General features: G+C 65.6%; 21 protein-coding genes and 1 tRNA gene. 10 read left to right on the top strand and 12 right to left on the bottom strand.

From position 1 onward, the window contains the following. Nucleotides 1–151: 151 nt before the first annotated feature. Nucleotides 152–1,078, top strand: a complete 927-nt coding sequence (locus tag J6500_RS07225) for a right-handed parallel beta-helix repeat-containing protein (RefSeq protein ID WP_225711990.1) — start codon at nt 152–154, stop codon at nt 1,076–1,078. 142 nt (nt 1,079–1,220) lie between these two features. Further along, a tRNA-Arg gene (locus tag J6500_RS07220) sits at nt 1,221–1,297 on the top strand. Nucleotides 1,298–1,403: 106 nt separating this feature from the next. Here the strand turns inward: J6500_RS07220 and J6500_RS07215 are convergent. Continuing rightward, nucleotides 1,404–1,670 carry a hypothetical protein gene (locus J6500_RS07215; protein ID WP_225711989.1) on the bottom strand — a complete coding sequence of 89 codons (267 nt, stop codon included), beginning with the start codon at nt 1,668–1,670 and terminating at the stop codon, nt 1,404–1,406. An 86-nt stretch (nt 1,671–1,756) separates the two neighbouring features. On the opposite strand from J6500_RS07215, the gene J6500_RS07210 reads away from it, so the two are divergent. Continuing rightward, entirely contained in the window at nt 1,757–1,924 is a 168-nt protein-coding gene (locus tag J6500_RS07210) for a hypothetical protein (RefSeq protein WP_225711988.1), read from the top strand. Between the two features lie 216 nt (nt 1,925–2,140). Here the strand turns inward: J6500_RS07210 and J6500_RS07205 are convergent, their stop codons facing one another. After that, complete coding sequence (locus tag J6500_RS07205) at nt 2,141–2,386, bottom strand: hypothetical protein (RefSeq protein ID WP_225711987.1); 246 nt, start codon at nt 2,384–2,386, stop codon at nt 2,141–2,143. Nucleotides 2,387–2,797: 411 nt separating this feature from the next. Here J6500_RS07205 and J6500_RS07200 point away from each other — a divergent pair, with 411 nt between their 5' ends. After that, a complete protein-coding gene (locus J6500_RS07200) occupies nt 2,798–3,103 on the top strand; it encodes a hypothetical protein (protein ID WP_225711986.1) in 306 nt (101 codons plus the stop codon). Between the two features lie 42 nt (nt 3,104–3,145). Here the strand turns inward: J6500_RS07200 and J6500_RS07195 are convergent, their stop codons facing one another. The 3 genes from J6500_RS07195 to J6500_RS07185 all read right to left on the bottom strand — a co-directional run bounded on the left by J6500_RS07195 (nt 3,146) and on the right by J6500_RS07185 (nt 5,071). Further along, the gene (locus J6500_RS07195) at nt 3,146–3,781 is read right to left on the bottom strand and encodes a 2-dehydro-3-deoxy-6-phosphogalactonate aldolase (RefSeq protein ID WP_225711985.1); all 636 of its coding nucleotides are present in this window, start codon (nt 3,779–3,781) and stop codon (nt 3,146–3,148) included. Between the two features lie 10 nt (nt 3,782–3,791). After that, nucleotides 3,792–4,703 carry a 2-dehydro-3-deoxygalactonokinase gene (locus J6500_RS07190; RefSeq protein WP_225712061.1) on the bottom strand — a complete coding sequence of 304 codons (912 nt, stop codon included), beginning with the start codon at nt 4,701–4,703 and terminating at the stop codon, nt 3,792–3,794. 152 nt (nt 4,704–4,855) lie between these two features. Next, nucleotides 4,856–5,071 (bottom strand): hypothetical protein, encoded by a 216-nt coding sequence (locus J6500_RS07185; RefSeq protein ID WP_225711984.1) that lies wholly within the window; start codon nt 5,069–5,071, stop codon nt 4,856–4,858. 196 nt (nt 5,072–5,267) lie between these two features. On the opposite strand from J6500_RS07185, the gene J6500_RS07180 reads away from it, so the two are divergent. After that, nucleotides 5,268–5,447: a hypothetical protein gene (locus J6500_RS07180; protein ID WP_225711983.1), complete on the top strand. Its 180-nt coding sequence runs from the start codon at nt 5,268–5,270 to the stop codon at nt 5,445–5,447. A 13-nt stretch (nt 5,448–5,460) separates the two neighbouring features. On the opposite strand, the gene J6500_RS07175 is transcribed toward J6500_RS07180, so the two are convergent. Both J6500_RS07175 and J6500_RS07170 read right to left on the bottom strand, forming a co-directional pair. Then, nucleotides 5,461–5,709 (bottom strand): hypothetical protein, encoded by a 249-nt coding sequence (locus J6500_RS07175; protein WP_225711982.1) that lies wholly within the window; start codon nt 5,707–5,709, stop codon nt 5,461–5,463. Between the two features lie 141 nt (nt 5,710–5,850). Next, nucleotides 5,851–6,027, bottom strand: a complete 177-nt coding sequence (locus J6500_RS07170; protein ID WP_225712065.1) for a hypothetical protein — start codon at nt 6,025–6,027, stop codon at nt 5,851–5,853. A gap of 173 nt (nt 6,028–6,200) precedes the next feature. On the opposite strand from J6500_RS07170, the gene J6500_RS07165 reads away from it, so the two are divergent. Then, nucleotides 6,201–6,425 carry a hypothetical protein gene (locus J6500_RS07165; protein ID WP_225711981.1) on the top strand — a complete coding sequence of 75 codons (225 nt, stop codon included), beginning with the start codon at nt 6,201–6,203 and terminating at the stop codon, nt 6,423–6,425. Nucleotides 6,426–6,631: 206 nt separating this feature from the next. Continuing rightward, nucleotides 6,632–6,988 carry a DUF6481 family protein gene (locus J6500_RS07160; RefSeq protein WP_225712060.1) on the top strand — a complete coding sequence of 119 codons (357 nt, stop codon included), beginning with the start codon at nt 6,632–6,634 and terminating at the stop codon, nt 6,986–6,988. A 58-nt stretch (nt 6,989–7,046) separates the two neighbouring features. Here J6500_RS07160 and J6500_RS07155 read toward each other — a convergent pair whose 3' ends face one another. Then, nucleotides 7,047–7,280 (bottom strand): pentapeptide MXKDX repeat protein, encoded by a 234-nt coding sequence (locus tag J6500_RS07155; protein ID WP_225712059.1) that lies wholly within the window; start codon nt 7,278–7,280, stop codon nt 7,047–7,049. Between the two features lie 312 nt (nt 7,281–7,592). Here J6500_RS07155 and J6500_RS07150 point away from each other — a divergent pair, with 312 nt between their 5' ends. Genes J6500_RS07150 through J6500_RS07140 form a run of 3 tightly spaced genes read left to right on the top strand, consistent with a single transcriptional unit; the run spans nt 7,593 to nt 10,521 of the window. Further along, on the top strand, nt 7,593–8,615 hold the full coding sequence (locus J6500_RS07150) for a TRAP transporter substrate-binding protein (protein ID WP_225711980.1): 1,023 nt from the start codon (nt 7,593–7,595) through the stop codon (nt 8,613–8,615). Further along, nucleotides 8,612–9,166, top strand: coding sequence for a TRAP transporter small permease (locus tag J6500_RS07145; RefSeq protein ID WP_225711979.1), 555 nt, complete (start codon nt 8,612–8,614; stop codon nt 9,164–9,166). The genes J6500_RS07150 and J6500_RS07145 overlap by 4 nt, the downstream gene beginning before the upstream one ends. Continuing rightward, nucleotides 9,163–10,521, top strand: a complete 1,359-nt coding sequence (locus J6500_RS07140) for a TRAP transporter large permease (protein ID WP_225711978.1) — start codon at nt 9,163–9,165, stop codon at nt 10,519–10,521. The genes J6500_RS07145 and J6500_RS07140 overlap by 4 nt, the downstream gene beginning before the upstream one ends. 68 nt (nt 10,522–10,589) lie before the next feature. Here J6500_RS07140 and J6500_RS07135 read toward each other — a convergent pair whose 3' ends face one another. From J6500_RS07135 to J6500_RS07120, 4 genes are all read right to left on the bottom strand, one after another. Next, a complete protein-coding gene (locus J6500_RS07135; RefSeq protein WP_225711977.1) occupies nt 10,590–11,498 on the bottom strand; it encodes a hydroxymethylglutaryl-CoA lyase in 909 nt (302 codons plus the stop codon). After that, nucleotides 11,495–13,504 carry an acetyl/propionyl/methylcrotonyl-CoA carboxylase subunit alpha gene (locus J6500_RS07130; protein WP_225711976.1) on the bottom strand — a complete coding sequence of 670 codons (2,010 nt, stop codon included), beginning with the start codon at nt 13,502–13,504 and terminating at the stop codon, nt 11,495–11,497. The genes J6500_RS07135 and J6500_RS07130 overlap by 4 nt, the downstream gene beginning before the upstream one ends. A gap of 2 nt (nt 13,505–13,506) precedes the next feature. Beyond that, nucleotides 13,507–15,111, bottom strand: a complete 1,605-nt coding sequence (locus J6500_RS07125) for a carboxyl transferase domain-containing protein (protein WP_225711975.1) — start codon at nt 15,109–15,111, stop codon at nt 13,507–13,509. A gap of 210 nt (nt 15,112–15,321) precedes the next feature. After that, nucleotides 15,322–16,494 (bottom strand): isovaleryl-CoA dehydrogenase, encoded by a 1,173-nt coding sequence (locus J6500_RS07120; RefSeq protein ID WP_225711974.1) that lies wholly within the window; start codon nt 16,492–16,494, stop codon nt 15,322–15,324. Nucleotides 16,495–16,504: the final 10 nt, after the last annotated feature.

The raw sequence follows: 16,504 nt of genomic DNA, 5'->3' as shown, positions 1-16,504 counted from the left end.
GTTTCCCCGCCTACAGGGTTAGCCGGGTTGTGCCGGCACGCTCGCTAAACCTAACCGGAAGCGCGTCTTTTTTCGCCGGTCGCACCAACTGTTTGCGGTGCGATTCCGGGAGGGTTCACTGCTGGGTCAATTTTCAAAGGGAAGTTCAATCATGAAACGCTTTGCCTTGTTCGCCGCGGCCGTCGGCCTGGTCCTGCCTGTCCTCGCCACAGCTCCGGCCCACGCCCAGGCGACCCGGACCTGGGTCTCCGGGGTCGGCAATGACGCCAACCCGTGCAGCCGGACGGCGCCCTGCAAGACCTTTGCCGGCGCGATTTCCAAGACGGCGATCAACGGCGAGATCAATTGCATCGATCCCGGCGGCTACGGCGCCGTGACCATCACCAAGTCGATCACCATCGACTGCACCGGCACCTTCGGCTCGATCCTGGCGTCCTTCGTCAACGGCGTCGTGATCAATGCCACCGGTAGCGGCGGCACCGATCCGTTGCGGATCGTGCGGCTTCGCGGCATCACCATCAACGGATCGGGCAGCAGCAACCGCGCCGGGATCAGGGGCGTCAGCATCGTGTCGGCGCTCGAGGTTCATCTCGACAACGTCGTGATCGACAACTTCGTGCAGCAGGCAGTCGGCGACGTCCGCACCGGCGCGGGCAAACTGTTTGTGACCAATTCGAACTTCCGCAACAACGGGGTCGGGATGGGCATGGCGCCGACCAGCGGCACGCTCAACGTGTCCGTCGACGGCACGGCCATCGAGGGCAACGGCATCGGCATCGCCGCGGCGAGCAATGTGAACGTCGTGATATCGCGATCGGTCATCTCGGGCAATTCGACCAACGGCATCGACGCGCAAGGCGGGCAGATGGCGGTGATGAACAGCACCATCTCCAGCAACAATGTCGGCGTGCAGGTCTCCTCCGGCACGGTCCGCCTGTACGACAACAGCATCATGTTCAACACGACGGCTGCGATCAGCGGCGCGACAACCTCCTTCGGCCTGAACCGGATCGTGGGCACCTCCGGTACCTCACCGAGTCCCGCGGGCGCCGCGACCGACGCACTCGGCACGCAGTAGCCTGCAAGCCGGGCCGGCACCGATCGGCCCGGCACCGTCGCCGGCGTCCACTCGCACCCGTTGCGAAATCACAAAAAATCGGCTCGGACGGGCTTGGCGGACAAGCAGATTTTTCATAATGCCGGTGCTACAAGACGGCCACGGTCCCGTAGCTCAACTGGATAGAGTAGCGGATTTCTACTCCGCGGGTTGCAGGTTCGAATCCTGCCGGGATCGCCAATCCGGGATTCGAGAACTTATTAACGTGCACGGACAACCGCGCTGGCGCGGCGAAAGCGATTGACGAGGCACGCGAGCCGCCAGACTGGCGTACGCGAGACGGCGCTCAGCACCAGCCCTTCTTCCAGTGACCGGGCGGACAGCCGCGATGGCCCCAGCCAACTTTGCGGCCGCGGCTCCAGCCATAGGGATGCGCTCCGTGGCCGCGACCCCAGCCGTGTCCGTGGCCATGGCCGCCATGACCGTGCCCGCCTTTGACCTCGATCACATCGGCATTGCGGGCCTGATCGTGCAGCGTGGGATGGCCGAGCGGCATTGCCGAAGCCGCAGGGATGAGGCCGATTGGCAGTGTGAGCGCTGTGACCAAGAGCATTCTACGCATCCGCGTCCTCCCGTTGGGCCTTCTATGGCGCGCGAGCAAACGCCGACACCACAGGATCGGTTCCATTTTTGGAGGTCATGAAACCATTTTCCAGACCGCGCGAAGCCGGCCCGAAACAATCCGGGATTAGCCTCTCCCCATTGAACCAAAGGGGATTGGCCATGTGGGATTTCATCAACACGCTTTATCGTGACTATTGCATGGCTCGCCTGCAGGAGATCCGCAAGCTCGAGCTCGCGAAGTAAGCCCGTGTGATCACGGGTGGCTCGAACGTCGGCACCCGGACTGCAGACAGAATGATTGCTGGGGATTTCAGGGCCCAGCTTCGAGGCAACGCCGCTCAGCCATCATACTCGGCTGGTGCGGCGTTGTGCTGTTTGGCGCGTACGGATGAACGGAAACAACCCTGCTCCGCCGCCGGCAAAAAAGAGGCCCCGTTGCGGGCCTTTTCCCGAAGCGCCTCAGCGGCGCGTGCGGGTGTTGCTGCCCGTGGTCTGATGACCAGGCGCATATTCGGATGCACCGGGCGCAGTCGACTTGGTCGCGTTCTGCATCTTGTGACCGGGTGCATATTCGGACGCACCAGGGGCGGTGGACTTTGTCGCCCTTTGCATTTGGTGGCCCGGCGTCTTGTTCGAGACGCCCTGTGCGAACGCCGACGATGCGAATACAAGCGCCGTCACCGCAATCAACGGTTTGAGATACATGCTGTGTCCTCCATCTGTGAGGAGGGTCAACAGCACGTGCCCGGGGCTGGTTCCTAATGGCCTTTCGCGTGCAGTTCCGCGTCCTTGGACGATCCAGCGTCGAGCAGGGGTCCTCGCAGGACGCCCCTGCGCCGCTACCAGCCCTTCGTCCGGTTCGAATTGAACGCCAGCAAGGTGACGACGCTCAACAGTCCAGCCCACACCACGAAGTGCTCCGCGATCATGCCTGCCCCTTCCGTTGCCGAGTTTGGCAAAGCAGGAATCGGGCCAAGCGATCCGGATAGTGCCGGGCCGGCGGCTTAGACCGAGCAAGGATTTCGGCAGGAAGGACCCTGTAAAGGAACGGCGGTGTAAAGCCAGGGTGCCGGGGCCTCGACCGATCGAGCCCCGGCCCGCGCCGAGAGGACATCGATGCAGAACCTGAATGCCATCGTGAGCAAGCTCAACGACCGGCTGCTGCGGCTGGAGGGCGAGTTGTTCGTCCTGCGGTCGATCGCCCGGGCGTCCCTGACCGCCGGCGACGAGGCGGCCGGGCGAACCCGCCAGCTGCTCGAGGGCGCCAAGCTCGCACTGTCGGACGAAGCCGAGCGGCCGCTCGACCGCGCGACCACGAAATACGTTGCCGCCGCCATGGCGATGGTCGACGAACTGCTCGAGCAGCCCCGCGAGGCGGCGCCGCTGTTCCGGGTGATCGACGGCGGCAAGCGCGACGAGTAGCGCCGGCAGGCTGCCGCCCCTCCACAAAGCCCGCGAGGTCAGCTAGCCGGGTCCCTGCACGGCCCGGTCATAAGCCTCGATCGTCACCCTCGCCCTAACCGCGATCTCCGCCGCCGTCATGCCCGGCTTGTAGAGGCTGCTGCCGAGGCCGAAGGCGCGAATTCCCGCGCGGACATACTCGGCAAAATTCTGGTCCGAGACGCCACCAACCGCCGCGATCATCGCCTCCGGCGGCAGCACGGCGCGGATCGCGGTAATACCGGCAGCGCCGAGCACGCTGGCCGGGAAGAATTTGAGGCTCGACGCCCCGGCCCTTGCGGCCAGCAGCGCCTCGGTCGGCGAGAACACGCCGGGCATTGTCACCATGCCGTGCAGCTTGGCGCGCGCCAGCACCTCGACATCGACATTGGGCGACACCATCAGCCGTCCGCCGGCATCGTGCAGACGATCGACGTCCTCGGCCGACAGCACCGTGCCGGCGCCGATCAGCACCTCGGCCGGCGCGCGCTTGGCCGCCGTCGCGATCGAGCGGAACGGCTCCGGCGAGTTGAGCGGGATCTCGATCGCGGTCATGCCGGCTTCGATCAGCGCGCCGACGATGCCGTCGGTTTCATCCGGCCCGACGCCACGCAAGATCGCAACCAGCGGACGCTTCATTGGCGGAAACGGAATGCTCATGCGTTGATCCTCAGCGTTTCCAGATCGCGCCCGCAGCAATGGCGAGACCGCGGCGCACCGCTTCATCGGCATCGACCGAGCGAACCGGTGTCGACAGCGTGTCGAAGGCCAGTTGATACAATTGTTGCAGCCGTCCTGATGCAATCAAGGTAACTGCTCCCGGCGCGCAGCCGGCGAGCGATGCCGCCAATTCCGCGCCGATCAGCGTGCCTGAAATGGTCTCGCGCGCGGCCGCTGCGCTGCCGCCGAACAGCAATTGCCGCGCGCGCACGCGGAACAGCAGATTGGCGGTGCGCGCCGGCGCGGCAAAAGCATCCGCGACCGCCGACCGGAATGCATCCTGGTCCACCGCTTCCTCCGCACCGGCCACGGCATGCGACAGGATGGTGTCGCGCGCGACCGCGCCGAACAGCTCTCCGGTCATGAAGGTCGCGAAGCGCTCGACTGTCCCGCCCGCGACATGCACCCATTTGGAATGCGTCCCTGGCATGCAGACGAGCGCATCTCCGGCTGCATCCAGGCCCAGCGCACCGAGCAGCTGGGTTTCCTCGCCACGCATCACGTCGGGTGCTGCGGCGTCGCGCTGGGCGATTCCCGGCAGGATCCGGATGTCGCGATTCTGCCCACCCACCACGACCGCACGGCCGAGGACATCGGAAAGGTGGGCCGGGGTATCGAGATAGCCGGCCTCGACCCAGCCCTGTCGCGCGCCCGCCATGCCGCAGATCACAACCGGCACCTCCGCCGCGACGCCAAGTGCGTCGAGATGCGATTGCAGCACCGGCGCAAAGCCCGCTTTTGCGGCCGCCGTCATGCCCTGGTCGCTGCGGCGCTCGCCGAGCACATCGCCGGCAGCGTCCATGACCCAGAGCCGAAAACTGCTTGTGCCCCAGTCGACCGCGACATGAGCAGGCCCGCGCATGCTGTGTTCCAATCGCCAAACGTTTCCATATGGGCCGGCCCTGGCCGCCGGGATGGCGATACCGGTGTTCACCCCGCCGTGCAAGCGCGCGACGCTGGCGGCCAACTCAGCAACAGTAGGACGGGTGCTTTTGCCGGACCGACGCGCCGCGGCTACCGCGCGCCCTTGAGCGTGCAGGACGTCGTGCAGGTCGTGACGTTGCCGCGCTCGCACTTGATGCAGGCGTTGACGCACTGCTCCATGATCTTCGGATTGTAGCGGCTGTAGAGGTTGGTCGTGCAGGCATTGTTGGTCGAGCCTGTGACCTCCGGCTCGGACCAGCAACCGGACAGGCAAAGTGCGGCACTCAGAATGGCGACCTTGCGCATAGGGCCTTCCTGCCACGTCTACCCGAGTAACCTTGATAGGTTAGGTTAAATTCCGGTTTAAATTGCAGCCTTATCCGGAAGCAGTATTGCTTACCCACCGGACAATTCCCCAAGGTCCGGGCCCACACCGGCAAAGCCGTCAGGCCCTCCTGCTTGGCGGCTTTGTTGGGCTAGCAATGCAAGGACATGAAAGAAGATGGCCCGAAAGCCGCGCTGGTCGTTCAAGGAGGATCGTCGACTGATGGAACTGGCACGCGCCTCCAAGTCGCTCGAGGAGGTTGCGAAAGCCACCGGACGCTCGCCCGACCGTATCAAGAAGATGGCGATGCGCCTCGGCCTGTCGATCAAGCCGAAGCAGCGAGGCACCAAGAAGTAGGCCGCGATCGGAGCTAGATCCCTGGCGGACAATCATCCTGCTTCGCCCGCACCGGAATCACCTGGCGCCTGGCCTCGGCCGCGCGGATACAGGTGGTGAGCACGAACGCCACCCGGCTGCATTGCCACTCCGGCCCGAGGGCTCCGCTCGACACGGCCGCAGGCGAGACGACGCTCCACGACACGAGGACCACCAAAGCAGCGCACGTCACAACGGCAGTGGCAATTGCCACGCCCCGTCCGGACCACAGCTTGGACATCATGGCCTTGGTTCCCGTCGATCCCCTGGGAGTCTAGGAACAGCCTGCCCGGGCCCCTGTGAAGGGAATCACAAACCGGCCCAAATATTTCGGACTGACCTTTGGACCTGGATCTGGGGTCGATAGTGCACTGCCGCAAGAACGTCAGCGCGCCGGCTCGATCACATTGCAGTTGGTGCGGCCGGACATCACGCAATCCTGCAGCTTGCTTGCCGCGGTCAGGTCATGGGCGAGCCAGAGCCCGACCGCCAGCATCACCACCGCCACCAGCAGTCCGGCCAGCGCGCCGCGGCGGCTGCCTTCGTCTTCAGGATCGCTCATAACCGCTTCGGGTTCCAGTTGACCTGACCATCATGACCGCTTTGCCCGATGGCGTGCGATCAAATCTGCAACAGTCGCGCACCAAATTGACGGCGTGAGCGTGCGCGCATTGCCGGATGCAGCGGCTTGCTGAAAAATGTTGCTGCAGAGAAGCGCGTGTGCGGGGCGTGCCGATGAGCGAACAGGACGACGCGAGCTACGATTATCGCCGTTACCGGCAGCTGCTCCTGCAAGCCGGCGACGAGGAGAGCCGGCTGCAGCTGATCGCCCTCTTGATCAGAGAAAGGGCCCGCGACCGCCTGGAGGCGCAGCGCGCCTCCGACCGGGCGGCGATGACCGCCGAGACCGTCGCCAAGGTGCTGGGCAACGGCCGGCGCGAGCTTTCCCAGCGCAATTAGCGCGTTCGCCGGCGTGGTGACCATCCGCTCACCACGGAGCTGTCATTCGCGCGGCTGCGCGCTGCCTGCGGCATTTGCTGTTGGCTCATATCTCTCCTGCTTGGCGGCAGGCCTCAGGCGCTGGTGTTTTCACCGGGCTTCGCTTATTGAAGCGCCGAACCGACTCCCCCAATTTCAGCATCAACAGAAAGCAGCAGGCTTCCTCTATGAGTGGCTTCAAGGAACCGGGTTTTGCCGACCGCGCGAAGGCGGCCCAGCAGGCACGGCAGAACCTCCTCAACAAGTTTCGTGCCCAACCGGGCGCTGACGACCCGGCCGTGAAGGCGCGGGCCGAGGAGCGCGCGGCGATCGCCGAACGCCGCGCCAAAGCCAAGGAAGCCCGTGAGGCCGAGAAGGCCGAGCAGAAGCGCCGCGAGGAAGAGGCCGCCGCCGCCGAGGCCGCCCGCATCGCGCGGGAAAAGAAAGAGGAAGCGGCGCGGCAAGAGGCGCTGCTCGCCGAGCAGAAGGCCAAGCGCGACGCCCGCTATGCCGCGCGCAAGGAGCGCGGCAAGAAGAAGCGGTAAGCGTGGCAGCAGGCCCGGCGAGTCGGCGGACCTGCGGCAATATGGAAAGCCGACGGCGTCAGTTCTTCTTCATGCCGTCGTCCTTCTTCATCATCGCGCCGCCGTCCTTCTTCATGGCGTCGTCCTTCTTCATCATGCCCCCGTCTTCCTTCTTCATGTGATCCTTGGACATCGTGTCCTTCTTCATCGCGTCGTCCTTGCCCATCTTATCCTGAGCGAAGGCGGCGGGTGCGAGCGCGAGGCTCAGCGACAGAAGCGCGGCGGAAAGGCCGATGGAGGTCTTGCTGGTCATGACGATGATCCCTTGTGTGGTCGAGTGTGAGCGCGACATCTGCCGCTCTGTTCTCGACGCATCGGGCGCCCCATTGTTACCTCCGATGACGAATTCTTGAGTCACGGCGGGTGCCGCCGGTGCCAGGATGATCGGACCGATACTCGCGCGGCAAGGTGTGCGCCGCAGCAACGCCAAGGGCTTGCCGCCGCGGGTCCGCCCGCCTATCAGGGCGCCTCGAACTATCAGACTAGAGAAGATTCACGTGAAGTCCGGCTAAGCTGGCGCTCGGCCCGGCCTAACAGCCATCAAGAAGCTCTTCAGGGGAGAACCATGCTCACACGCCGCCACGTCCTCGCATCCGCCCTCGCCGCACCTGCCGTCCTGCGGATGGGCATCGGCACCGCGCATGCCGCCATCACGCTGAAGATCTCGCACCAATTTCCCGGCGGCACCATCGACAAGGGCGACTTCCGCGACAGGCTGTGCCGGATGTTCGCCGCCGAGGTGGCGAAGCGCTCGGGCGGCGAGATCGCCGCCGAGGTCTATCCGAACTCCTCGCTGATCAAGACCAACGCGCAGTTCTCGGCGATGCGCAAGGGCGCGCTCGACCTCAGCCTCTATCCGATGCCCTATGCCGGCGGCGAGCTGCCGGAGACCAACATCGGCCTGATGCCGGGCCTCGTCACCACCTACGACCAGGGCCTGCGCTGGAAGAACGAGCCGGTCGGCAAGGCGCTCACCGACTTCCTCGCCGACAAGGGCATCCTGCTGATCTCCTGGGTCTGGCAGGCCGGCGGCGTCGCCAGCCGCTCCAGGCCGATCGTGGCGCCCGAAGATGCCAAGGGCCTGAAGGTGCGCGGCGGCTCGCGCGAGATGGACATGGTGCTGCAAACCGCCGGCGCCGCGGTGCTGTCGGTGCCCTCCAACGAGCTCTACGCCGCGATGCAGACCGGCGCCTGCGACGCCGGCATCACCTCCTCCACCAGCCTGATCTCGTTCCGCCTCGAGGAAGTCGCCAAATCGCTGACCTCGGGCGCCGGCGCCTCCTACTGGTTCATGCTGGAGCCGCTGATGATGTCGAAGGCGATCTTCGACAAGCTGCCGAAGAACCAGCAGGACGTCATTCTCGCCGTCGGCGCCGAGCTGGAAGCATTCGGCCGCAAGGGCGCGCAGGACGACGACGTCGAGGTCGCCAAGGTCTACGAGAAGGCCGGCGCCAAAGTCTCTGCGCTCGACGCCGCGACCGTCGGCAAGTGGCGCGACATTGCGCGCGATACCGCCTGGAAGGACTACAGTGCTAAGACGACGACCGCAGCCAATCTGCTGAAGCTCGCAACCGACGTCGCCGCATGATGCATGGTCCGGTCGCGGATCAAGAGGAACGCACAAGCACTGCCGCGGGCAACACGCCCCTGGCGGTGCTCGAGCGCGCGCTTGGCGTCTGCAACAACGTCATCGTGGTGTTCGCCGCGATCGCCCTGATCGCGGCCTGCATTATCCTGAGCTACAGCGTGCTTGGCCGCGCCCTGTTCCATAGCCCGAACTACTGGCAGGACGAGGCCGCAGTGTTTCTCCTGGTCGGCGCCACCTTCATGACCTCGGCCTATGTGCAGAGCCAGCGCGGCCATGTCAGCATCGAGGCGTTCGTCGGCCTGCTGTCGGCGCGGGCGAACGGCATCCGGCTGTGGCTGGTCGATGTCGCGAGCTTCGCGTTCTGCGCCTTCTTCGCCTGGAAGTCCTGGACCCTGGCCCATGAGGCCTATGTCGACGGCCAGGTCTCGAACTCGATGTGGTCGCCGCCGCTCGCGATCCCCTATGTGCTGATGGCGGTGGGCATGACGCTGCTCTGCGTTCAGATCCTGCTGCAAATCCTGATCCCGCTGACCGGTGGCGCACGCCGATGACCGTGTTTGGAATTGGCCTGTCCTACGGCCTCGCCACCCTGCTCGCGATGTTCTCGGGCATGCCCATCGCATTTGCTCTGGGCGCCGTCGCCGTCGTCTTCATGGCGATCTACATGCCTTCGGCCTCGCTCGATACCGTGACGCAGAACGTCTACGAGGAGATGGCCTCGATCACGCTGCTGTCGATCCCGCTGTTCATCCTCAAAGGCGCGGCGATCGGCAAGTCGCGCGCCGGCCAGGACCTCTATTCTGCGCTGCATGCCTGGCTGCATCGCGTGCCCGGCGGACTCGGCGTCGCCAATGTGTTCGCCTGCGCGCTGTTCGCGGCGATGGCGGGCTCCTCGCCTGCGACCTGCTCGGCGATCGGCTCGGCCGGCATCCCGGAGATGCGCAAGCGCGGCTATTCCGGCGGCTTCGCGGCCGGCATCATCGCCGCCGGCGGCACGCTCGGCATCCTGCTGCCGCCTTCGATCACGATGATCCTGTTCGCGGTCGCCGCCGAGAAATCGCTGGGCCGGTTGTTCCTGGCCGGCATCGGCCCCGGCCTTTTGCTGGTAACGCTGTTCGGCCTCTACGCCGTGTTCCGCTTCCGCAAGGAATATGCCACGGCCAAGGCCGCCTATGAGGCGACCGGCAAGGACGCCGCGATCCTGCAACGCGACGAGTTCACCATGGCCGAGCGTTTCAGCGCCCTGCCGCGCGTGATCCCGTTCGTGCTGCTGCTCACCGGCGTGATGATCGCGCTCTATGGCGGCTACGCCACGCCATCGGAGACCGCCGGTCTCGGTGGCCTGCTGGCGCTGGCGCTGATCGCGGTGATCTACAGCGTCTGGAAGCCGAGCGACCTGTCACCGATCCTGAAATCGACGATCCGCGAGTCGACCATGCTGATGATGATCATCGGCATGTCGCTGCTCTATTCCTACGTGATGAGCTACCTGCACATCTCGCAGTCGGCCGCGGAAGCGATCGTGGCGATGCACCTGCCGCGCTGGGAGCTGCTGTTCGCGATCCTGGTGATGGTTGTCGTGCTCGGCTTCTTCCTGCCGCCGGTCTCGATCATCCTGATGACCGCGCCGATCATCCTGCCGCCGCTGCGCGCCGCCAATTTCGACATCATCTGGTTCGGCGTCGTCATGACCATCGTGATGGAGATGGGCCTGATCCACCCGCCGGTCGGGCTCAACATCTTCGTCATCCGCAACGTCGCGCCCGATATCCCGCTCGGCGAGGTGATCTGGGGCACGCTGCCCTTCGTGCTGCTGATGATGCTCGCGGTGCTGCTGCTGTGCTTCTTCCCGGGGATATCGACCGGGCTGCCGGACCTCGTGATGGGGCCGGACGGAAGCAGATAGCGCCAATACAAGGATGGGCGGAGCGCAACGAAACCCATCACGTCGGTGGGTTTCGCTCAACGCCCACGCTACGAGACGCGCTGCTTCTTGGCGTTCAGCGCAGACGCGACGCGGCTCACCGGCGGGCGGCCGAGCAAGCCGGCGACCTCGTTCGTCGCGGCCAGCAGCCTGTCCATGTCGACGCCTGTGCTGACGCCCATGCCCTCGAGCATATAGACCACATCCTCGGTCGCGACGTTGCCGGTCGCGCCGGGCGCATACGGGCAGCCGCCGAGACCGCCGGCGGCACTGTCGATGACGCGGACGCCCTCCTCCATGCCGGCATAGAGGTTGGCGAGCGCCTGGCCGTAAGTGTCGTGGAAATGCATCGCGAGGTTGGCGACCGGCAGCTCGGCGCCGACCGCGCGCAGCATCTGCCTCGCCTTACGCGGCGTGCCGGCGCCGATGGTGTCGCCGAGCGAGATTTGGTAGCAGCCGAGGTCCCATAGCGTCACGGCAAGGTCGGCAACCGCCTTCGGCTTGATCTCGCCGTCGAACGGACAGCCGAGCACGCAGGAGATATAGCCGCGCACCCTGACGCCGTCGGCCTTGGCCCGCGCCAGCACCGGCTTGAACCGCTCGATCGATTCCGCGACCGAGCAGTTGATGTTGGCGCGGGAGAAGCCTTCGGAGGCCGCGGCGAACACCGAGACCACCTGAGCGCCGGCGGCGCGTGCGGTCTCGTAGCCCTTCTCGTTCGGTACCAGCACGTGGAACTCGGCGTCCCTGACGTGACTGACGCCGCGCAGCACGGCATCTGAACTTGCCATCTGCGGGATCGCCTTCGGCGACACGAAGGCGCCGACCTCGACGGTGTTGAGTCCCGCCGCGACCAGCGCCTCGACGAACGCAATGCGCGCTTCGACACTGATCTGCGTCTTCTCGTTCTGCAGGCCGTCGCGCGGCCCCATCTCGATGATGCGGATATGATCGCTCATGGCGCCGCCGCCGCTTCGACTTCGGCAAGCTCGACGCCCTCGCCGACGATATCGCCGACCTTGCATCTGAGCTTCTTCAGCACGCCGGCATAGGGCGCGCGCAGCGTCTGCTCCATCTTCATCACTTCCAGGGTGAGGATCGGAGCGCCCTTCTCCAGCGTCGCGCCCTCCTGGGCCAGCAGCGCGACCACGGTGCCCGGCAGGGGCGCCACGATCTTGTCCTCGCCGACCTGCTCGTCGGTCTCGCCGCCGAACGGATCGACCCAATGCAGGTCGAAGCGGCCGTTGCGGGTGCGCAGATAGAGCTCATGGCCGTCGATCACGGAGGCGACACGCGACTTCACGCCGTTGAGCGTCAGGTCGAAACCGCTCTCGTCGGGCGACGAAATCGCAAACGTCAGCTCGCGTCCGGCCACGGAGAGCGTCGATGGTCCGCTGCCGTAATGCAGCGTGATGGTCTGCGCGGGCTCGTGGCCCTGCCGGAGCGAGAAGACACGCTGGCGGCGGCCGACCGGCTGCCAGCCAAACGTCTGCCAGGGCGAATTGGCCTCGCTGCGCGCAGCCTGCTGCTCCGCGTTGACAATCGCGGCGACCGCCGCGCAGAGCTCGAACTCGCCGGCCGCGCCGGTACCCGCGGTCAGGTTCTTCAGCTCGCGTTCGATGAAGCCGGTATCGATCGCATTGGTTCTGACGTCGGGATGCGTCACCAGCGCCGACAGGAACGGGATGTTGGTGACGATGCCGCGGACGTCGGTCTCTTCCAGCCCGCGATTGAGCTTCTCGATCGCACCCTCGCGGGTCGGCGCCCAGGCGATCAGCTTGGCCAGCATCGCGTCGTAGTAAGGCGAGACATTGTCGCCGCTGCGATAGCCGGCATCGATGCGCAGGCCGTCACCCTCAGGGGGCGTCCGCCAGGTCTTGATGCGGCCGACCGAGGGCATGAAATTCTTCTGCGGATTCTCGGCGTAGACGCGCGCCTCGATGGCGTGGCCGTTCAGCCTGATCTCGTCCTGCTTGAGCGGCAGCGCCTCGCCGAAAGCAACCCGCAATTGCCATTCGACCAGATCGACACCGGTGATCAGCTCGGTGACGGGATGCTCGACCTGCAGGCGCGTGTTCATCTCGATGAAGAACACGTCCTTGCCGTCGGAGACGAACTCGATGGTGCCGGCGCCGACATAGTTGACCGCACCGGCCGCCTTGCGCGCGGCCTCACAGACCGTGTCTCGCTGCGCGGCATTGAGGGTCGGCGACGGCGCCTCCTCGATCACCTTCTGGTGCCGCCGCTGCAGTGTGCATTCGCGCTCCCACAGCGAGAGCAGATTGCCGTGACTGTCGCCGATGATCTGCACCTCGATATGGCGCGGGTTCCGCACGTATTTCTCGATCAGCATCCGGTCGTCGCCGAACGCGGCCTTGGCCTCGCGCTTGGCGCTGGTGATCGCAGCCGACAATTCGCTTGCAGAATTGACCACGCGCATGCCGCGGCCGCCGCCGCCGGCCGATGCCTTGACCAGCACCGGGAAGCCGATCCGGTTGGCCGCCTCCGCCAGTACGGCCTCGTCCTGCGCCTCGCCGTGATAGCCGGGCACCAGCGGCACGCCAGCCTTCTCCATCAGCGCCTTCGAGCCCGACTTTGAGCCCATCGCCGTCATCATCTCGGCGGTCGGGCCCACGAACACGAGCCCCGCCTCCAGGCAGGCCTGCGCGAACTCGGCATTCTCCGACAGGAAACCATAGCCGGGATGCACCGCCTCGGCGCCGGTCTCCTTCGCTGCGGCGATCACCCGCTCGATGTTGAGATAGCTGTCGCGGGCACGTGCAGGCCCGAGCAGCACGGCCTCGTCGGCCAGCGCGACATGCATCGCATCGCGATCGGCTTCGGAATACACCGCGACCGTCCGCAGGCCCATGGCCCGCGCGGAGCGGATGACACGGCAGGCGATCTCGCCGCGGTTGGCGATCAGGAGCGTCCGGAAACGCCGGTAGAGTTTTGAGCGGTCCATGATCACATCCTGAACAGGCCAAACTTGGTGGGTTCGATCGGCGCATTGGCGGCGGCCGACAGCCCGAGCCCGAGCACCAGGCGGGTGTCGGCAGGGTCGATCACGCCATCGTCCCAGAGCCGCGCCGTCGCGTAGTACGGGTTGCCCTGCTTCTCGTATTGCGCCCGGATCGGCTCGCGGAATTTCTCTTCCTCCTCCGCCGACCAGCTCTCGCCCTTGGCTTCGATGCCGTCGCGGCGCACCTGGCTCAGCACCATCGAGGCCTGCTCGCCGCCCATCACGGAGATGCGGGCGTTCGGCCACAGCCAGAGGAACCGCGGGCTGTAGGACCGCCCGCACATGCCGTAATTGCCGGCGCCGTAGGAGCCGCCGATCACAACAGTGAATTTCGGCACGCCGGCGGTGGCCACCGCCGTCACCAGCTTGGCTCCGTCGCGCGCGATGCCGCCGGCCTCGTACTTCTTCCCGACCATGAAGCCAGTGATGTTTTGCAGGAACACCAGCGGGATGCCGCGCTGGCAGCACAGCTCGATGAAATGCGCGCCCTTCAGCGAGCTCTCGCTGAACAGGATGCCGTTGTTGGCAATGATACCGACGGGATAGCCCCAGATATGGGCGAAGCCGCAGATCAGCGTGGTGCCGTAGAGCTTCTTGAACTCATCGAATTCGGAGCCGTCGACGATCCGCGCGATGATGTCGTGCACGTCGAACGGCTTTCTGCCGTCGGCGGAGACCACGCCGTAGATCTCCTCGGCCGGGAACAGCGGCTCCTGCGGCGGATGCATGTTGAGCTGTGCCTTCGCCGGCTGTTTCAGCGTGGCGACGATGCGCCGGGCGATGCCGATCGCGTGGGCGTCGTTCTGGGCGTAGTGGTCGGTGACGCCCGACTGCCGCGAATGGACGTCGGCGCCGCCGAGCTCCTCGGCGGTCACGACCTCGCCGGTCGCCGCCTTCACCAGCGGCGGACCGCCGAGAAAGATGGTGCCTTGATTGCGCACGATGATGCTCTCGTCCGACATCGCCGGTACATAGGCGCCGCCCGCCGTGCAGGAGCCCATCACGATTGCGATCTGCGGGATGCCCTGCGAGGACATCTGGGCCTGGTTATAGAAGATGCGGCCGAAGTGCCGCTCGTCCGGGAAAATCTCGTCCTGCAGCGGCAGGAAGGCGCCGCCGGAATCCACCATGTAGACGCAGGGCAGATTGTTCTGCCGCGCGATGTCCTGGGCGCGCAGATGCTTCTTCACCGTCATCGGGTAATAAGTGCCGCCCTTGATGGTGGCATCATTGGCGACGATGATGCACTCGCGCCCCGAGATGCGCCCGACGCCAGTGATGACGCTCGCCGAATGCACGTCGCCGCCGTAGAGGCCGTTGGCAGCGAGTGGCGACAGTTCCAGGAACGCGGTGCCGGGATCGACCAAGAGATCGACGCGGTCGCGGGCCAGCATCTTGCCGCGCGAGGTGTGGCGCTTGCGCGAGGCCGCGCCGCCACCGCCGGCGACCTCGTTGAGTTTTTCGCGGAGCTCTGTGACCAGGCCGCGCATAACTTCAGCGTTGCGGACGAATTCCTGGGATGTCGGATCGATCGTCGAATGAAGCGGCATCTGTGTTGCACGTTTCGTTGGAGGACTTGTTAGAACGACGAACGGAGGCCCAGCCTCACCTCGCCCCGCTTGCGGGGAGAGGTCGGATCGCAGCGAAGATGCGATCCGGGTGAGGAGGAGCCTCCGCGAACGCATCTGCCACCATTGACGCGGTGACAGCCCCTCACCCCAGCCCTCTCCCCGCAAGAGCGGGGCGAGGGAGAAGAAACATTACGCCGTCTTGTTGAACAGCTCGCGGCCGATCAGCATGCGACGGATTTCGCTGGTGCCGGCGCCGATCTCGTAGAGCTTGGCGTCGCGCAGCAGGCGGCCGGTCGGATAATCGTTGATGTAGCCGTTGCCGCCGAGCAGCTGGATCGCATCCAGCGCGCATTGGGTGGCCTTCTCGGCGGCGTAGAGGATCGCGCCGGCGGCGTCCTCGCGGGTGGCCTCGCCGCGATCGCAGGCTTTCGCCACTGCATAGACGTACGCGCGCGAGGCGTTCATCGTGGTGTACATGTCGGCGATCTTGCCCTGCACCAGCTGGAACGAACCGATCGGCTCGCCGAACTGCTTGCGCTCATGGACGTAGGGCAGCACCACGTCCATGCAGGCCTGCATGATGCCGATCGGCCCCGCCGCCAGCACCGCGCGCTCGTAGTCGAGGCCAGACATCAGCACGTTGACGCCGCGGCCGACCTCGGAGAGCACGTTCTCCTCGGGCACCTCGCAGTCCTCGAACACCAGTTCGCAGGTGTCGGAGCCACGCATGCCGAGCTTGTCGAGCTTCTGCGCGGTGGAGAAGCCCTTCATGCCCTTTTCGACGATGAAGGCGGTGATGCCGCGCGGCCCGCCGTTCGGATCGGTCTTGGCGTAGACCACGAGCGTGTCGGCGACCGGGCCGTTGGTGATCCACATCTTGTTGCCGTTGAGGACGAAGCGGTCGCCTTTCTTGTCAGCGCGGGTCTTCATCGAGACCACGTCCGAGCCGGCCGACGGCTCCGACATCGCCAGCGAGCCGACATGTTCGCCGGAGATCAGCTTCGGCAGATATTTGCGCTTCTGGGCTTCGTTGCCGTTGCGGCGGATCTGGTTGACGCAGAGGTTGGAATGGGCGCCGTAGGACAGGCCGACCGCGGCCGAGGCCCGCGAGATCTCCTCCACCGCGATGCAGTGCTCGAGATAGCCGAGGCCGGAGCCGCCATACTCCTCCTCGACCGTGATGCCGTGCAGGCCGAGCGCGCCGATCTTCGGCCAGAGGTCGCGCGGAAACTGGTTGCTGCGGTCGATCTCGGCCGCGCGCGGCGCGATCTCGTTGGTCGAGAAATCATGCACCGTCTCGCGGATCGCATCCGCGGTTTCGCCAAGGTCGAAATTGAACACTGCGGCCTGGTTCGACGCCATGATCCCTCCC

Origin of the sequence: Bradyrhizobium semiaridum, from assembly GCF_020329505.1 — a bacterium.
GTDB classification, from domain to species: Bacteria; Pseudomonadota; Alphaproteobacteria; order Rhizobiales; family Xanthobacteraceae; genus Bradyrhizobium; species Bradyrhizobium semiaridum.
The sequence above is the reverse complement of the archived record's forward strand: the minus strand, read 5'-3'. Positions and strand labels throughout refer to the sequence as shown.

What these genes read in the sequence shown, in the direction of transcription:
- J6500_RS07225 (WP_225711990.1), top strand. Translation starts at nt 152, where the DNA reads ATGAAACGCTTTGCCTTGTTCGCCGCGGCCGTCGGCCTGGTCCTGCCT.
- J6500_RS07215 (WP_225711989.1), bottom strand. Translation starts at nt 1,670, where the DNA reads ATGCTCTTGGTCACAGCGCTCACACTGCCAATCGGCCTCATCCCTGCG.
- J6500_RS07210 (WP_225711988.1), top strand. Translation starts at nt 1,757, where the DNA reads ATGAAACCATTTTCCAGACCGCGCGAAGCCGGCCCGAAACAATCCGGG.
- J6500_RS07205 (WP_225711987.1), bottom strand. Translation starts at nt 2,386, where the DNA reads ATGTATCTCAAACCGTTGATTGCGGTGACGGCGCTTGTATTCGCATCG.
- J6500_RS07200 (WP_225711986.1), top strand. Translation starts at nt 2,798, where the DNA reads ATGCAGAACCTGAATGCCATCGTGAGCAAGCTCAACGACCGGCTGCTG.
- J6500_RS07195 (WP_225711985.1), bottom strand. Translation starts at nt 3,781, where the DNA reads ATGAGCATTCCGTTTCCGCCAATGAAGCGTCCGCTGGTTGCGATCTTG.
- J6500_RS07190 (WP_225712061.1), bottom strand. Translation starts at nt 4,703, where the DNA reads ATGCGCGGGCCTGCTCATGTCGCGGTCGACTGGGGCACAAGCAGTTTT.
- J6500_RS07185 (WP_225711984.1), bottom strand. Translation starts at nt 5,071, where the DNA reads ATGCGCAAGGTCGCCATTCTGAGTGCCGCACTTTGCCTGTCCGGTTGC.
- J6500_RS07180 (WP_225711983.1), top strand. Translation starts at nt 5,268, where the DNA reads ATGGCCCGAAAGCCGCGCTGGTCGTTCAAGGAGGATCGTCGACTGATG.
- J6500_RS07175 (WP_225711982.1), bottom strand. Translation starts at nt 5,709, where the DNA reads ATGATGTCCAAGCTGTGGTCCGGACGGGGCGTGGCAATTGCCACTGCC.
- J6500_RS07170 (WP_225712065.1), bottom strand. Translation starts at nt 6,027, where the DNA reads ATGAGCGATCCTGAAGACGAAGGCAGCCGCCGCGGCGCGCTGGCCGGA.
- J6500_RS07165 (WP_225711981.1), top strand. Translation starts at nt 6,201, where the DNA reads ATGAGCGAACAGGACGACGCGAGCTACGATTATCGCCGTTACCGGCAG.
- J6500_RS07160 (WP_225712060.1), top strand. Translation starts at nt 6,632, where the DNA reads ATGAGTGGCTTCAAGGAACCGGGTTTTGCCGACCGCGCGAAGGCGGCC.
- J6500_RS07155 (WP_225712059.1), bottom strand. Translation starts at nt 7,280, where the DNA reads ATGACCAGCAAGACCTCCATCGGCCTTTCCGCCGCGCTTCTGTCGCTG.
- J6500_RS07150 (WP_225711980.1), top strand. Translation starts at nt 7,593, where the DNA reads ATGCTCACACGCCGCCACGTCCTCGCATCCGCCCTCGCCGCACCTGCC.
- J6500_RS07145 (WP_225711979.1), top strand. Translation starts at nt 8,612, where the DNA reads ATGATGCATGGTCCGGTCGCGGATCAAGAGGAACGCACAAGCACTGCC.
- J6500_RS07140 (WP_225711978.1), top strand. Translation starts at nt 9,163, where the DNA reads ATGACCGTGTTTGGAATTGGCCTGTCCTACGGCCTCGCCACCCTGCTC.
- J6500_RS07135 (WP_225711977.1), bottom strand. Translation starts at nt 11,498, where the DNA reads ATGAGCGATCATATCCGCATCATCGAGATGGGGCCGCGCGACGGCCTG.
- J6500_RS07130 (WP_225711976.1), bottom strand. Translation starts at nt 13,504, where the DNA reads ATGGACCGCTCAAAACTCTACCGGCGTTTCCGGACGCTCCTGATCGCC.
- J6500_RS07125 (WP_225711975.1), bottom strand. Translation starts at nt 15,111, where the DNA reads ATGCCGCTTCATTCGACGATCGATCCGACATCCCAGGAATTCGTCCGC.
- J6500_RS07120 (WP_225711974.1), bottom strand. Translation starts at nt 16,494, where the DNA reads ATGGCGTCGAACCAGGCCGCAGTGTTCAATTTCGACCTTGGCGAAACC.